This window comes from Streptomyces sp. PCS3-D2 (assembly GCF_000612545.2).
In the GTDB taxonomy this organism is placed as follows: Bacteria; Actinomycetota; Actinomycetes; order Streptomycetales; family Streptomycetaceae; genus Streptomyces.
The window spans coordinates 5,783,712-5,798,932 of the sequence record NZ_CP097800.1; the positions used below are offsets into that span (position 1 = coordinate 5,783,712).

14 protein-coding genes are annotated in these 15,221 nt (G+C 73.4%); 7 read left to right on the plus strand and 7 right to left on the minus strand.

Annotated elements, in window-relative coordinates; all coding sequences use genetic code 11:
- The first annotated feature begins 39 nt into the window (after window positions 1-39).
- On the plus strand, window positions 40-726 hold the full coding sequence (locus AW27_RS25715; RefSeq protein WP_037926641.1) for a chaplin: 687 nt from the start codon (window positions 40-42) through the stop codon (window positions 724-726).
- On the opposite strand, the gene AW27_RS25720 is transcribed toward AW27_RS25715, so the two are convergent.
- Window positions 719-1,390: a DUF2293 domain-containing protein gene (locus AW27_RS25720; protein ID WP_037926638.1), complete on the minus strand. Its 672-nt coding sequence runs from the start codon at window positions 1,388-1,390 to the stop codon at window positions 719-721. The genes AW27_RS25715 and AW27_RS25720 overlap by 8 nt on opposite strands.
- Window positions 1,391-1,449: 59 nt before the next feature.
- On the opposite strand from AW27_RS25720, the gene AW27_RS25725 reads away from it, so the two are divergent.
- Complete coding sequence (locus AW27_RS25725) at window positions 1,450-1,938, plus strand: cupin domain-containing protein (RefSeq protein WP_052031190.1); 489 nt, start codon at window positions 1,450-1,452, stop codon at window positions 1,936-1,938.
- Between the two features lie 27 nt (window positions 1,939-1,965).
- Here the strand turns inward: AW27_RS25725 and AW27_RS25730 are convergent, their stop codons facing one another.
- Window positions 1,966-3,420, minus strand: a complete 1,455-nt coding sequence (locus tag AW27_RS25730) for a WGR domain-containing protein (protein WP_037926636.1) — start codon at window positions 3,418-3,420, stop codon at window positions 1,966-1,968.
- Window positions 3,421-3,513: 93 nt separating this feature from the next.
- Here AW27_RS25730 and AW27_RS25735 point away from each other — a divergent pair, with 93 nt between their 5' ends.
- Window positions 3,514-4,161 (plus strand): nucleoside/nucleotide kinase family protein, encoded by a 648-nt coding sequence (locus AW27_RS25735; protein ID WP_037927507.1) that lies wholly within the window; start codon window positions 3,514-3,516, stop codon window positions 4,159-4,161.
- Between the two features lie 118 nt (window positions 4,162-4,279).
- Here the strand turns inward: AW27_RS25735 and AW27_RS25740 are convergent, their stop codons facing one another.
- Both AW27_RS25740 and AW27_RS25745 read right to left on the minus strand, forming a co-directional pair.
- Window positions 4,280-5,284, minus strand: a complete 1,005-nt coding sequence (locus AW27_RS25740) for a carbohydrate kinase family protein (protein ID WP_078556918.1) — start codon at window positions 5,282-5,284, stop codon at window positions 4,280-4,282.
- The gene (locus AW27_RS25745; RefSeq protein ID WP_052031189.1) at window positions 5,281-6,225 is read right to left on the minus strand and encodes a pseudouridine-5'-phosphate glycosidase; all 945 of its coding nucleotides are present in this window, start codon (window positions 6,223-6,225) and stop codon (window positions 5,281-5,283) included. Before AW27_RS25745 ends, AW27_RS25740 begins: the two co-directional genes overlap by 4 nt.
- Before the next feature lie 461 nt (window positions 6,226-6,686).
- On the opposite strand from AW27_RS25745, the gene AW27_RS25750 reads away from it, so the two are divergent.
- Window positions 6,687-7,061, plus strand: coding sequence for a cupin domain-containing protein (locus tag AW27_RS25750; RefSeq protein WP_037927497.1), 375 nt, complete (start codon window positions 6,687-6,689; stop codon window positions 7,059-7,061).
- Here the strand turns inward: AW27_RS25750 and AW27_RS25755 are convergent.
- The 3 genes from AW27_RS25755 to AW27_RS25765 all read right to left on the minus strand — a co-directional run bounded on the left by AW27_RS25755 (window position 7,051) and on the right by AW27_RS25765 (window position 10,030).
- Window positions 7,051-8,346 carry an MFS transporter gene (locus AW27_RS25755; RefSeq protein WP_037927493.1) on the minus strand — a complete coding sequence of 432 codons (1,296 nt, stop codon included), beginning with the start codon at window positions 8,344-8,346 and terminating at the stop codon, window positions 7,051-7,053. The two genes, AW27_RS25750 and AW27_RS25755, sit on opposite strands and share 11 nt — an antisense overlap.
- 165 nt (window positions 8,347-8,511) lie before the next feature.
- A complete protein-coding gene (locus AW27_RS25760; RefSeq protein WP_037926633.1) occupies window positions 8,512-9,075 on the minus strand; it encodes a methylated-DNA--[protein]-cysteine S-methyltransferase in 564 nt (187 codons plus the stop codon).
- A gap of 55 nt (window positions 9,076-9,130) precedes the next feature.
- Window positions 9,131-10,030: a glycerophosphodiester phosphodiesterase gene (locus AW27_RS25765; protein WP_037926630.1), complete on the minus strand. Its 900-nt coding sequence runs from the start codon at window positions 10,028-10,030 to the stop codon at window positions 9,131-9,133.
- Window positions 10,031-10,273: 243 nt separating this feature from the next.
- Between AW27_RS25765 and uvrB the strand changes: the two genes are divergently transcribed.
- The 3 genes from uvrB to AW27_RS25780 all read left to right on the plus strand — a co-directional run bounded on the left by uvrB (window position 10,274) and on the right by AW27_RS25780 (window position 15,123).
- Window positions 10,274-12,439, plus strand: a complete 2,166-nt coding sequence (gene uvrB / locus AW27_RS25770; protein WP_037927490.1) for an excinuclease ABC subunit UvrB — start codon at window positions 10,274-10,276, stop codon at window positions 12,437-12,439.
- Window positions 12,440-12,527: 88 nt separating this feature from the next.
- Window positions 12,528-13,106: a TerD family protein gene (locus AW27_RS25775; protein WP_037926627.1), complete on the plus strand. Its 579-nt coding sequence runs from the start codon at window positions 12,528-12,530 to the stop codon at window positions 13,104-13,106.
- A 55-nt stretch (window positions 13,107-13,161) separates the two neighbouring features.
- Window positions 13,162-15,123 carry a TerD family protein gene (locus AW27_RS25780; protein WP_037926624.1) on the plus strand — a complete coding sequence of 654 codons (1,962 nt, stop codon included), beginning with the start codon at window positions 13,162-13,164 and terminating at the stop codon, window positions 15,121-15,123.
- Window positions 15,124-15,221 lie beyond the last annotated feature (98 nt).

Here is a 15,221-nt window from a genome sequence, read left to right on the forward strand (position 1 = left end):
GGCGAGGCCCCGCAAATCCACCGGAAGGCAGGGAAAGTGATGCGTCACAGTCGTCGAAGTGGTCTGATCGCGGCGGTCGTTGCAGGTGGCGGCCTAGCTGTCGCGGGTGTGGGCGGACTCGCCCACGCCGACGCGGACGCCGATGGCAAGGCCGAGCGATCGCCGGGTCTGCTCTCCGGGAATCTCGTCCAGCTGCCCGTGGACCTGCCGGTGAACGTCTGCGGGAACACCGTGAACGTCGTCGGCGTGTTGAACCCCGCGGCCGGGAACCGCTGCGCCAACGCGTCGGGCGGTGGCGGGGCGGACGCGTCGCAGCAGGGCGGAGGGAACGGCGGGGGCGCGGTGGCAGAGGGGCGCGGAAAGGATTCTCCAGGCGTATTGTCAGGCAATGGCATTCAGTTGCCCGTCAACCTGCCGCTGAACGCCAGCGGCAACTCCGTCAACGTGGTCGGCATCGGCAACCCCGCGCACGGCAACACCTCCGTCAACGTCGAGAAGCCCACCGAAGGCAAGCCGGTCCAGCCGCCCGTCGTTGAGAAGCCGGTCACCCCGGTCACTCCGGTCACCCCCGCCGCACCCGTCGTCCCGGTCACCGAGGCGCAGCCCCCGCGGCCCGGTGAGGCGCTCGCCCACACCGGCGCCGACGGCGCCGGCTACCTGCTGCCCGCGGGCGGGGCCCTGCTCCTCGGTGGTGTCCTCCTCTACCGCCGGTTCCGGCTCAACTAGCGTTCCGCTGCTCGGGTATGGCGCGCCATCCGTCCAGGACGGCGTCGATCCGCGCGGCCAGCCGTGCGCGGGCCGCGAAGCGGGGGACACCCGCCATCAGCAGGGCGTCGTACTCGGTGTCGGTGTGTCGCACCGCCGCCCGCACCGCCACCGAGACCGCGGCTTCGTCCAGGGCCCGGCCCGCCGCGCTGCGGCCCACCCGGCCGCTCCCGCGCACCGAGGCATGGGTGGCGATCGCCACGGCCCGGTCGGCCGGGCAGCCGGGGAACAGCCGCACGATCTCGGCCGCGAAGGCCGCCGTGAACCGCACGTCCTGCGCCGCACGGCGTAGCCGGTCGCGCTCCCGCCGGCGCGCCCGCGCCTCGGAGTCCGCGAGGCATGCGCGTTCCGCGTCGGCCAGGGCGGCGTCCTCGACGAGGAGCCCGAGACGCTCGTACCGGCGGCGCCGCCGGTTGAAGCGCACCACGACGGCGCAGAGCGAACTCGCCTCGCGGGACCGCCGGGTGAGGGCTGCGTCCCCGCGCGGGAGGTAGACGAGATGCCCCAGATCCGCACAGTCCAGGCACCGGGGCACACCGGCCTCGCGGACCAGGTGCCGGAGCGGACCCCGCCGGCACTCCGCGCAGTGGATCTGCTTCGCAGACTCGAAAACGACCAGGCTCATACGGGTGTGATACCGCCCTGAGCGCCTCGTATCACCTGGTGGGGACGGGAGGTTGAGGTTTGGCCGACTCTTCCGGGATCGGCCTGATCACTCCTACGGTGGTCACGGGACCGACGGCCGAACGGGCCCGGACCACGGAGGAGGAGCACATGGGAGCGCAGCGGACGACGACAGCGAGGCCGCCGGTGACCGGCTTCGGCATGAGCACCGGAAGAGCATGCGTCACGACGGTCCCGGCGGGCCACGAGATCGTCATTCCGCCCGGTGCCTGCACCGGCTGGCACTACCACCGGACCCGGCTCGAAGCAGTCGTCCTCGCGGGCACCCTCACCCGGGTCCTGCACGACCTCAGCGTCGAAGTGCACCGGCCCGGAACCGCCTTTGTGGAACCCGCGGGCATCGGTCACATACACCTGGGCCACAACCTCGGCACCGAGCCCGTCGTACTCCACGTGACCCCCCGGCTGCCCGAGGGGACCGCGTTCTCCATACCCACGCCGGCTCCCTCCGGTGCCACCCCGGAGGTTTGCCGGCAGCACCCCCGCTGACCCGTCGCCCGAGCGGGCCGGCCGAGCTCAGACCAGTCGGCGTATCTCCCCGCGCACCCGGTAGAAGCCGCCCGATGCCGCGTGCAGGCCGTCGACCACGTACCGGGCGCCGACCTCCCTGATGCCCCGCGGGAACTGCACGTTCCAGGACGACTCGAAGCCGCCCGACACCACCTGCACCCGTACCCGGCCGCCCTGCTGGACGCACTCCACGACCACGCCGCCCGCCGGGTCCGAGGCCACCGCGGCCATCGAGACCGTCGCCACCGCCGAGGCCGAAGCGGCCGGGGTGAACACCGGCAGCGCGGCTGCGGACTTGACGTCCACCGGTGCGGGCACCGCCCCCTGCTGGGCCGCCGCGATCGCCTGCTCGCTCGCGTCCACGCAGACCAGCGAGCCGTCCGTGGTGACGAGGTAGAGCCGTCCGTCCAGGTACTGCATCGACAGCGCCGACCCGCCGCCGGTTCCCAGCTTCCACAGCCGGCGCCCGTCCGCGTCGAAGCAGTAGACCGAGGAGGAGGAGTCGCCCGCGAAGACGTGGCGGCCGTCCGGCGAGGTCGCGCACGAGTACACCGCCGCGTCGCACCGGTAAGTGGCCTCCGTGGCCCCGGTGGCCTTCGACAGCCGCTGCACCGTGTTGCGGACCGTACCCGCGTACACCGAGTGCTCCTCCTGCCAGCCGAACAGGACTCCGCCGGGGGTGGCGCTGTGCCACACCTGCCCGGTGCCGTCGGCCGCGTAGGCCGTCACTCCGGCGCTGTGCCCGTGGTAGACCGCCCGCTCGTCGGCCCGGACCATCCACGCACCGCTCCCCGAGGACTTCCGTGACCACTGGTGCTCGTCCTCGTGGTCGATGACGGTCAGACCGCCGTTCGCGTCGGACACGTTGAGCACGCCCTCGTGGATGTCCAGCCAGTAGATGTCCACGTCCGCCGCGATGGCGTAGGCGCCGAAGGGGACCTTCGACGACAGGTCGTACACCGTGCCGTCGTCACAGCCCGCGTATATCCAGAACTCGTCCGCCACCAGGCACTTCACCCCGTCCGGCAGGGAATAGCGGGCCAGCACCTCACCGCCGTGGCTCAGCGTGTACACGTCGCCGGCCTGGTTGCCGACCCAGCAGCGGTCCTCGTCGACGTGGATCCCGAAGGCCGCGGAACCGGTACGGAAGCGCCACAGCACCGGGGCGACGGCACGCGCCGTCGACGGCGCCGAGGCCACCTGGCGGCGTGTCACCGCCCGGGCGGCGCGCTGACCCTGCACGGCCGGGGCGTATCCCTTGCGGACCTTCTCGCCGATCTTCCTGGCGGCAGCCGCCCGGGCCTTCTCGGCGGTCGGGAACGAGGAGCTCTGCAGCTGGCCGGACGCGCCGATGCGGCCGTAGCGCACCGAGACGGCCGTACCGTCCACGGTCACCTCGTAGAACTTGTGCGCCCCGCCGCCGTCCTGCGACAGCTCCAGATACGTCGTCTCCCGAGCCATGACAGACCCCTCCCCGAAAGCCGGGCCACCAGCGCCTTGTTCCGCGGTGGTCCCTCGTGGGAAAAGCTAGGACCGACCACTGACAATGGGCCGGTGCAGTGGGAAGCGATCACATGGCAGCGGATGGCCGAGCGACTCGCCGGCCACCTCTGCGAACCCGCCGAAGGCCCCGGGCCGCACGGTCGACAGCGTGTGGGCATCGACGGCGCACCCGCGGCGGACACCGGCACTCTCGCCGGTCTGCTCGCGCAGGAGCTGAAACTGCGCGGGCGCCCGGTACTGGTCGTGCCGACCGGCGGTTTCCTGCGGCCGGCCTCCCTCCGCTTCGAGTTCGGCCGCCGGGACGTGGACGCGTACCTGGACGGCTGGTACGACACGGCCGCGCTCTGGCGGGAGGTGTTCGGACCGACCGATCCCGGGGGGACGGGACGGGTGCTGCCCGACCTGTGGGATCCGGTGACCGACCGGGCTACCCGCAGCCCCTACGTCGAGCTCCCCGCCGGCGGAGTGCTGCTGGTGCACGGGCCGCTGCTGCTGGGGCGGTGGTTCCCCTTCGACCTGAGCGTCCACGTACGCCTGTCGGCTGGGGCGCTCGCGCGGCGGACGGAGGAGTCCGAGCGGTGGACGGGGGAAGCGTTCGCCCGGTACGAGGCCGAGACGGATCCGGCTTCGGCCGCCGATGTGGTGGTCCGGGCCGACGATCCCAGGCATCCCGCCTGGACGGGGATCCGGGAGCGGTGACGCGGGGCGGCGGTGGTGCCGCTGCCGCTGGGCGAGCCCGCTGTCCGCCCCGACCCCCGGGCCCGGCCGGGCCCACGCCTGCGGGGCCGGGGTGCCGGACGCTGTCGGGGTCCCGGCCTCAGCCGTCGGGGCGGCTGCCGGAGCGGCGCCCGAAACGCCGGCGGAGGGAGGGCCGGGATCCGCCCCCGTCCGCGCTCGGGGCTTCCGCCGGGACGGGCTGCGGGCGGCCGCCCGGGCGGGTGATGGCCCGGGCGGCCGCGCGGCAGCCCGCGCGCGCCGCTTCCGGGGGGTCCGCGCCTTCCAGGCGGGCCGCCAGGAAGGCGCCGGTGAAGGCATCGCCGGCGCCCGTGGAGTCCACCACCTCCCCGCCCGGCTCCACGGCCGCCACCTCGGCCGTGATCCGGCCGCGCTCGGCCACCAGAGCCCCCGCCGGGCCCCGGGTCACCACCACCAGCGGCACCCGCCGGCTCAACGCCGTCGCAGCCCGGGCCACCCCGGCCGCCTCCGACGGCCCGGCCAGCAGACGGGCCTCGTGCTCGTTGGGCAGCAGCACCTCCGCGCCCGCCACGGCATCCAGGAAGCGCTGGGGGCCCAGTGCCGCCAGGAACCCGGCCGAGGCCGGGTCCACGCTCACCGGCACTCCGCGGGCCCGCGCCGCCCGCAGCGCGAGCGCGGCCAGCTCCCGGCTGCCGTCGGTGAAGAACAGGTATCCCGACAGGTGGAGGTGGGCCGCCCCGTCCAGCAGGGACGGGGTCCAGTCCGCCGGGCACAGCCGCAGCGAGGCCCCGCTGTCCGTCAGGAACGTCCGCTCGGCGTCCTCGCCGACGAGGGCCACCACCGTCCCGGTCGGCTCCTCCGGATCGATCACCAGCTGCGGCCGCACCCCCGCGTCCACCAGGGCCCGTTCGTGCCACTGTGCCGAGTCGGCGCCCACCCGCGCGAGGAGGCGTACCTCCGCGCTCCCCGTACGGGCCGCCCAGCAGGCCGCGTTGGCGCCCGCGCCGCCCGGCAGGGTGCGGATCCGGGCCGCGGTGTCGGTGGCCGGAGCCAGCGGCTCCGGATGTATCGCCACCACATCCGTCACCACGTCCCCGACCACGAGCAGCGCCCCCGGGGCGGTCATGCCACGGCCGCCCAGGCCCGGGCGATCCGGGCACCGAGCCGCACGTTCCCGCGTACCGCCGCCAGGTTCGCCTCCAGCGAGGCTCCGCCCGTCGCCCGCACCAGAAACCCCAGCAGGAACGGCGTCACCGCCTGACCTGTGATCCCCTGCTCGCGGCAGGCGGCGAGGGCCTCGGCCAGGACCCGGTCGTGCAGCTCCGGGTCCAGCTGTTCACCGGCCGTCACCGGATTGGCCACCAGCAGCGCCGACTCCGTTCCTCCCAGTGCGTCCTGAGCGGCCATCACCGCCGCGACCTCCTCCGGCCGGTGCACGGTCCAGTCCACCGGCTCACCGGAGTCGGCCAGGTAGAACCCGGGGAACCGGTCCGTACCGAAACCGAGCACCCCCACTCCCAGCGTCTCCAGCCGCTGCAACGTCGCCGGCACGTCCAGGATCGACTTCACGCCCGCGCACACCACCGTGATCCGTGTCCGCGCCAGCAGGGACAGGTCCGCCGACTCGTCCTGTGTCTGAGCCCACTCGCGGTGCACGCCGCCCAGTCCGCCCGTCGCGAAGACCCGCAGTCCCGCCCCGGCCGCGAGGAAGGCCGTCGCGGACACCGTCGTCGCACCGGTCGCGCCCGTCGCCAGCGCGGGCGCCAGATCCCGATGACCGAGCTTGCGCACGCCGTCGCCGGCTGCGATCCGCTCCAGCAAGGTCTTGTCGAGGCCCGCGCGGGCCACCCCGTCCACGACCGCGATCGTCGCCGGAACCGCGCCCTCCGCGCGGACCAGTCCCTCCAGTTCGAGGGCCACCTCCAGGTTGCGGGGGCGGGGCAGGCCGTGGGCGATGATCGTCGACTCCAGGGCCACCACCGGCCTGCCCTGGGCGAGCGCGTCGCGTACCTCTTCCGACAGGACCGGTCCACCGGGCAGGGCCGCGGTTGCTCTGTGCTGTGACATGTCCCCATCCATGGCACGGGATCGGCGCCTCCAAACACACTCCTGCCACACCCGCCCCACGCTGTCCGAGGAGCGCTCCCCGCGGACGCGCGGCCCGACCACGGGCCCGCCGCCCCGCGGGCCCTGCTTTTCCCGGACGCCCCCGCGGCGTCGCGGTCCGCGCGGACGCCCCGCCGCCCCGCCTGTCGACCGCACCGGACGTCCGCCGCCCCGGCCGAAACCCAGCGGTTCCCGAAACCCAGCGGTTCCCGAGGCCCGGCGGACCGCCACCTGCCGCCGGTCCGCCCGGGAGGAGGGCCCACGTGCACCGCCCGGAACGCGCCGGCGGGCACCGGCTTCCACCGGTCGTCCGCACCGCCGGGCACCCCGGCCCCACTGGACAGGGTGACGCGTGGGCCGGTCCGTTCCTGGACGCTGTGGTCGGCGCGCCGGGCGGACGGGCCGCACTAGGCTGGCGCGCCATGAGCAGCAGTGATCACTCCGCCACCCCCGCCCCCGCGTCCTTCGCCGTCACCGTGGCGGACGCCGAGCTGGAGCCGGACGACCTCGACCCGGGCCAGATCGTCTCCGGCGATCCGGTCGTCACGGGCCGGGTCCTGTGGGAGTCCGCCGACGGCACGCAGGTACGCGGGATCTGGCAGATCACCCCCGGCGTGGTCACCGACGTCGAGGCGAACGAAATGTTCGTGGTGGTCGCCGGACGCGCCACCGTCGAGGTCGAGGGCGGCGCGACCCTGGAGCTCGGGCCCGGCTCGGCCTGCGTGCTGCGGGAGGGCGACAGGACCGTCTGGACCGTCCACGAGACGCTCCGCAAGGCCTACCACATCAGCTACTGACGTTCCCGGAATCCGAAGGGTGGCGGCGCGCGGTGAACAGAGCGAGTGCCGCCATCGGCAGCAGCAGCGAGGCTCCGACGGCGTTCAGCCAGCCGTAGCCCGCCTGGGACATGATCACGCCGGCGGCGGCTCCGCCCACGCCCGCGGCCGTGTTCATCGTGAGGTCGCTCAGCCCCTGTACGGCGGCCCGCGCGGCCTGCGGCACCGAGTCGGTCAGCAGGGCCGAGCCGGACACCATCCCGGCGGACCAGCCGAGGCCCAGCAGGAAGAGACCGAGGGCGCTCCGTCCGTGGCTGGCGCCCGCCGTCCCCGCGAGCAGCGCGGCGACCGACAGCAGTCCCGCGGCGAGGCCGATCACGGTGAGCCGTCCGAGCCGGTCCGCGAGCCACCCCATGAGCGGGGAGAAGGCGAACATGCCCGCGATGTGACCGCTGATCACCAGCCCGACGAGCTCCAGCCCGGCTCCGTGGTGGCTCAGGTCCATCGGGGTCATGACCATGATCGAGACCATGGTGGTGTGGGACACGGCGACGGTGAGGAGGGCGAGGCGGGCCCGCGGCGAGGACCTCACGGCGGCGAGTCCGGCGCGGAGCGAGCGGCCTTCGCGGGACTGTTCTTCGGGAGAGGCGAGCGCCCGCGCGGTCAGCAGGGGGTCCGGGCGCAGGAGTACGGCGATCAGCGCTCCGGTCAGCAGGAAGACGGCGGCGGCCCACACGAAGGGGCCCGCCGTCTCGGGTATGGAGGTCCCGGCGAAGCTGCGGCTCGCCGGAGCGGACAGGTTGGGGCCGAGCACCGCCCCGAGGGTGGAGGCCCACACGACCACCGAGATGGCCCGGGCCCGGTGGTCCGGGGCGGCGAGGTCCGCGGCGGCGAAGCGGGCCTGGAGGTTGGCGGAGGAGGCGGCGCCGAAGGCGGCCATGCCGAGCAGCAGCAGCGGGAAGCTCTTGATCGTGGCGGCGAGGACGACGAGGCCCGCCCCGGCGGCGCCGATCCCGTACGCCAGGACCAGCCCGGGCCGTCGGCCGCGCGCGGTCATCAGGGCGGCGAGCGGCAGGGAGACCAGGGCGGTGCCGATCACCGAGGCGGTCGACGCGAAGCCGGACAGCGCCTCGGTGCCGCTGACCTCGGTGGCCAGGACGGGGGCCAGGGCGATGCTGATGGGTACGCCGAGCCCGCCCAGCACCTGGCCGGCGATGAGCACCCGGGAGGTGCGCTTGCGGAGTCGTGCGAGGTCCGCGAGGGCGAGCGGCGGGGCGGTCCGGTCCGTGCCGGGAGCGGCGGTCACGCCCTGCACCGCCCTCGCGGGTGCGCGGCGCGGGACGCGGGGGACGCGGTGGGGCCGGGTGCGGCGGCAGCAGTAGTCACCGCCGCAGTGTGCCACCCCTTACCGTCCGGCGGAACCGGTCCGTCGTCGTGGTCGGGCCCGCAGGTCACGGGCGTCACACGGGGCTCAGAACAGCGGCTGCGGGAGCACCCCCTCCAGGGCGAGGAGCTGCCGCTTGGTCTCCAGCCCGCCGCCGAAGCCCCCGATGCCGCCGTCGTTCTCCAGCACCCGGTGGCAGGGCACCACCAGGGGCAGCGGGTTCGACCCCATGGCGTTGCCCACGGCCTGGGCGGCGCCGGGCTGTCCGACGCGGGCCGCCAGTTCCCCGTAGCCGACGACCGAGCCGTAGGGCACGGAACGGTCCAGCTCCTGGAGCACCTGGCGGTTGAAGCCGGAGCTGAGCCGCCAGTCCAGCGGAAGGTCGAAGCGCCGCAGCGAGCCGGCGAAGTACGCGGCCACCTGGCGCACCGGCGCGGCCAGCAGCACTTCCTCGCCCGGCGCCGGCCGCCGGGCGTCGGCGCCGAGCCGGGAGACGAGCGGGCCGATCATCCGGTCGAGCCGGTCCGGCCCGGCGTGGAACTCGACCCGGACCAGCCCCTCGGGCGTCGCGGCAAGGAGCAGGGGGCCGATGTCGCTGGCGACGACGGTCCATTCGAGGTGCGGCCCGCGGGGCCGCTCGGTGCTGTCCACGCGTCCACGGTACGGCTCTCCTCCGACGGACCGCCGCCCTCCCCGCCCGCAGCCGTCAGAAGCCGCCGACCGCCTCCCGGACCACGTCCGGGGCATTGGTGATGATCCCGTCGACGCCCATCTCCCGCACCTTCCGCGCGGTCACGGCGTCGTCCACGATCCAGGTGTCCACCTCCATCGCCTTGCCGTGCGCCCCGAGCAGGCCGTGCACCGCCGCGACCCAGTCGGCCGAGATGGTGGTGTGCCACGGGTTGATCCGGTCCGTGAACTCCGCGTACCGCGGCAGGTCCGCCACCGCCGGAGTGCCCAGGAAGGCCGTCACCAGGTCGGGGCGCAGCCCGTGCACCATGCGGATGGAGTCGGCACTGAAGCTCTGCAGCACCAGGCGCTTCGAGTGTCGCGCGTCGAGCCAGCCCGCCTCGCCGAGCACCCGCAGGGTCTGCTCCTCGATCCCCGGGTAGAGCTCCGGCTTCTTGATCTCCAGCAGCAGCCGCTGCCGATTGCGCTGCACCCGGTCGAGGTACTGCCGCAGCGTCGGCACGGAGGCGCCCGCGTACTCCTCGCCGAACCAGCTGCCCGCGTCGAGCTGGGCGATCTCGGCCGACGTGAAGTCCTTGACCCGCCAGGGCTTGCGGTCCGGGAAGAGCTGCTCGACGTCCGTGGTGCGGGCCAGGGTGTCGTCGTGGATCACCACCAGTTCGCCGTCCCTGGTGCGCTGCACGTCGTTCTCGACCCAGTCGAAGCCCAGCCGCATCGCCAGGTCGACCGCTTCGAGGGTGTTCTCCGGGGCGTACGCCGAGGCGCCCCGGTGCGCGTACACGACGGGACCGCCCAGTCCCAGCGGTCCGGGGGCGGATCCGGGGCCGGTGGCGGCGGACGACGCCGTCCCGCCCAGCAGGGTGAGGGCGAAGCCCAGGAATGCGGCGGCGGCCGCGGTGGCGGGTCGGACGTGCATGTGCGTTCTCCTCGGGTCGTGAGCCCTGTTCCTGCGTCAGACGGGTGCGGAGCGGCAGACGTTGTGGCGATGCACTTCACCGCGATCATGGGGTTGAAGATCACCGAGCCGCCACCGAACTACGACAAACGGACCAGAACGGATGACGCGGACCGCCGGACCGCCGGACCGCCGGGCCGCACCGAGCGCGTTGCGGCCGGGCGGGGAGGCGTGCGTGTCAGTGGAGGGTCGTACGGTGGACTCATGCGGCCCGTATCGAAGATCGAACGCACGGTGGCGCCTTTCGAGGTCGTCAGCCCCTACCAGCCCAGCGGCGACCAGCCGGCGGCCATCGCCGAGCTGGAGAAGCGCATCCGTGCAGGTGAGAAGGATGTCGTCCTGCTGGGTGCGACCGGCACCGGCAAGTCGGCGACCACCGCCTGGATGATCGAGAAGCTCCAGCGCCCCACCCTGGTCATGGCGCCGAACAAGACGCTGGCCGCCCAGTTGGCGAACGAGTTCCGCGAGCTGCTGCCGAACAACGCCGTCGAGTACTTCGTCTCGTACTACGACTACTACCAGCCCGAGGCCTACGTACCGCAGTCGGACACGTACATCGAGAAGGACTCCTCGATCAACGAGGAGGTGGAGCGGCTGCGCCACTCCGCCACCAATGCGCTGCTGACCAGGCGGGACGTGATCGTCGTCGCCTCCGTGTCCTGCATCTACGGCCTCGGCACCCCGCAGGAGTACGTCGACCGGATGGTCTCGCTCACGGTGGGTGAGGAGATCGACCGGGACCAGCTGCTGCGCCGCTTCGTCGACATCCAGTACACGCGCAACGACGTGGCCTTCACCCGCGGCACCTTCCGAGTGCGCGGCGACACCATCGAGATCTTCCCGGTCTACGAGGAACTGGCCGTCCGCATCGAGATGTTCGGGGACGAGATCGAAGCGTTGTCCACCCTGCACCCGCTGACCGGCGAGGTCATCAGCGAGGACCGCGAGCTCTACGTCTTCCCCGCCAGCCACTACGTCGCCGGCCCGGAGCGCATGGAGAAGGCGATCGCCGGCATCGAGGCCGAGCTGGCCGAGCGCCTCGGAGAGCTGGAGAAGCAGGGCAAGATGCTGGAGGCGCAGCGCCTGCGCATGCGCACGACCTACGACCTGGAGATGATGCGCCAGATCGGCTCCTGCTCCGGCATCGAGAACTACTCGCTGCACATGGACGACCGCGAGCGGGGCTCCGCGCCCAACACCCTCATCGACTACTTCCCGGAGGACTTCCTCCTGGTCATCGACGAGTCGCACGTCACCGTCCCGCAGATCGGCGCCATGTACGAGGGCGACGCCTCCCGCAAGCGGACCCTGGTCGACCACGGCTTCCGGCTGCCGTCCGCGCTGGACAACCGTCCGCTGAAGTGGGAGGAGTTCCAGGAGCGCATCGGCCAGACCGTCTACCTGTCGGCGACCCCCGGCACGTACGAGCTATCGCGCGGCGACGGTTTCGTCGAGCAGATCATCCGTCCCACCGGCCTCATCGACCCCGAGGTCGTGGTCAAGCCCACCGAGGGCCAGATCGACGACCTGGTGCACGAGATCCGCAAGCGGGTGGAGAAGGACGAGCGGGTCCTGGTCACCACCCTCACCAAGAAGATGGCAGAGGACCTCACGGACTACTTCCTGGAGCTCGGCATCCAGGTCCGCTACCTGCACAGCGACGTCGACACGCTGCGCCGCATCGAGCTGCTGCGCGAGCTGCGCGCCGGCGAGTACGACGTCCTGGTCGGCATCAACCTGCTGCGCGAGGGCCTCGACCTGCCCGAGGTGTCCCTGGTGGCGATCCTCGACGCCGACAAGGAGGGCTTCCTGCGCTCCGGCACCTCCCTGATCCAGACCATCGGCCGGGCCGCGCGCAACGTGTCCGGCCAGGTCCACATGTACGCGGACAAGATCACGCCGGGTATGGAGAAGGCGATCGAGGAAACCAACCGGCGCCGCGAGAAGCAGATCGCCTACAACACGGCGAACGGGATCGACCCGCAGCCGCTCCGCAAGAAGATCAACGACATCGTCGCCACCATCGCCCGCGAGGAGCTGGACACCGAGCAGCTCCTCGGTACCGGATACCGGCAGGGCAAGGAGGGCCGGGGCGCCAAGGCGCCGGTTCCGGACCTGGGCGGTCTCGCGACCCACGCACCGGCGGGCGCCAAGGGCGCCAAGAGTGCGAAACCGGCCAAGGGGGCCAAGGCGGCCGAGGTGCTCACCGACCGGCCGGCCGCCGAACTCGCCTCGCTCATCGAGCAGATGACCGAGCGCATGCGCGCGGCCGCCGCGGAGCTCCAGTTCGAGGTCGCGGCCCGGATCAGGGACGAGGTCGGCGAGCTGAAGAAGGAGCTCCGGCAGATGAAGGAAGCGGGCCTCGCCTGAGCCGGGGGCTGTCAGTAGGGTTGGGTCACAGCCGCAGGAACACGCTGCGCACCAGTCAACTGGGGCGGGCTACGGAGAGGGGACGCGCGTGACGGTCAACATGACCAAGGGTCAGGCCATCAGTCTGCAGAAGACGGACGGAGGGACGCTGACCGCGGTCCGGATGGGCCTGGGCTGGCAGGCTGCGAAGCGCCGCGGGCTGTTCGGCTCGCGGACGCGGGAGATCGACCTTGACGCGTCGGCGGTGCTCTTCGCCGACAAGCAGCCGGTCGACGTGGTCTTCTTCCGCCACCTGCAGAGCGACGACGGCTCCGTGCGCCACACCGGCGACAACCTCGTCGGCGGCGTCGGCCAGGGCGGCGACGACGAGGCGATCCTCGTCGACCTCCAGCGGGTGCCGGTCCACATCGACCAGATCGTCTTCACGGTGAACTCCTTCACCGGTCAGACGTTCCAGGAGGTGCAGAACGCCTTCTGCCGCATCGTCGACGAGACCAACGGCCAGGAACTGGCCCGCTACACCCTCGACGGCGGCGGCGCGTACACGGCGCAGATCATGGCGAAGGTGTCCCGCGCGGGCTCCGGCTGGCAGATGACGGCCCTGGGCACCCCGGCCAACGGCCGCACCTTCCAGGACCTGATGCCGGCGATCCTGCCGCACCTGTAGCAGGACCGGAAGCGGACGGGAAGAAGAGAACACGGCGCGGGGGAGGGGCTGCACGATGACGGCCGAACTGGTCCGGGGGCAGAACCACCCCGTGTCCCGGAGCCGGGTGGAGGTCAGGGTCTCGGCGGGTACGCCCGTCCTCGCCCTGGCCTCGTTCGCCGACGCACAGGGACGGCTCACCGGAACCGGGGCCCTGGCTCACCCGGGCGCCCGGTCCCTGCCCGGCGTGCACGCGCCGGCGGACCTCGCGGACCGGCACGCCTTCGCCGTGGACCTCGACGCCGTCGCGGCGGACGTCCACCGCGTCGGCGTGCTGCTCGTGCTGCCGCCCGGCGGCCCGGTCGGCTTCGGCGCCGTCCCGGCCCCCCACGTGGCCCTGGCGGCACCCGACGGCGGCACCGAGATCGCCGGCTACACCCTGACCGGGCTCGACGCCGAGACCGCGGTGATCGCCCTGGAGCTCTACCGGCGCCAGGGCGCATGGAAGGTCCGCGCCGTCGGCCAGGGCTACGCCGACGGCCTCGGCGCCCTGCTCGCCGACGGCGGACTGCCCGTGCCGGCCGCCCGGGAACTGGCCGCCACGGCGCTGAGCACCGCCGCCCCGGCCAAGGAGACCGACGCGACGCTCGCGACCATGCCCACCCTCGTCGGCGACCTGCGTGCCCCGCAGACCGCGCCGCGGACTCCCGGGCCCGCCCCGGAGCCGCCGGCCCCAGCCCCGGACCCGGTTTCCGGGGTCCCGTACACCGGTGCGCCCGGTCCCGCGCCCGCCGGCGACGGCTCCCCGCCCACGATCAGCTACACCCACCCGCGCCGCCGCCGCACCAGCGGCGAGCCGCCCGAGCCGGCTCCGCGGGCCGCCGCCGCGGAGCCGGGGCAACACCCGCAGCCGGTCGCCGGCGATGCCGCCGGGTGGTCCCTGGACGAACGGCTCTACAACCAGGTCTGGGGCATGTTCGAGGACCTGGCGCGCACGGTGGCCGCCTACCGCAGCGCCGTGGAGTTCGCCGACTCCCGCAGGGACCGCGAGCTCGACGACGCCCTCGCCGACCCGCGCCACCGCATCGGCGGCTCCGGCGACGCGGCCCGCGACGCCGCACGGGCCCGCCGCGAGGAACTGATCGCCCGGGCCCAGGCCGTCCTCGACCGCGACCTCGCCCAGCTCATCGCCGAGTCCGAGGTCGTCGAGCCCGCCCTGCCGGCCCCGTACGCCCGATGGGACAATCCCGTCTGGCACGGCCACCGCGTGCCGGAGGAGGCCCCCCTCGCCGTGCGCCTGGGCGACCTGCACCTGCCCGAGCGGCCCGGCCTGCGCATCCCCATGCTGGTAAGGGTCCCGCTGGAGCGCGGGCTGTGGATCGACAACGGCCGTACCGGTTCCGAGGCGGCGATGGCCATGGACACCGACCGGCTGCGCCGCGCCGCCATGGACATGGCCGTCGCCCACGCGGTACGGCTGCTCGCGGTCCACCCCGCCGGCCGGTTCTCCGTCCACGTCATCGACGCGGCCGGGGCCGGCGCGGCCTCCCTGGAGCCCCTGGTGCGGGCCGGGGTGCTGGCCGCGCCGCCCACCACCGGGGCCGCGGCGGTGGGCAGGACGCTGGCCGAGCTCACGCGCCGGGTGGACCTGGTGCAGATGGCGCTGAAGGCCGGGGCCCCCGAGGACCTGCCACCGGACGTGGACACGGCCGAGCAGCTGCTCATCGTCCACGACTTCCCGCACGGCTTCGACGACCGGGCCGTCACCCAGCTCCGCTACCTGGCCGACGAGGGCGCGGCGGTCGGCGTGCACCTGCTGATGGTCGCCGACCGTGACGAGGCGTCCGCCTACGGGCCGCTGCTGGACCCGCTGTGGCGCTCCCTGATGCGGCTCTCGCCGGTACCGGACGACCACCTCGCCGACCCGTGGGTGCACCACGCCTGGACCTTCGAACCGAACCTTCCGCCGGAGGGCAGCCGAGTCCTCGACCAGGCACTGGACCGGGTGGCGGAGGCCCGGCGCACTACCCGCCCGTGACCATCCTTTGGTATTCCCTTTACCTTTTTGCCTTCCGGCGGGTAAGCTCGTCCGTGCGGAGGGGAGTATTCCTGCTTTCCTGCTACGGCGTACCCGTC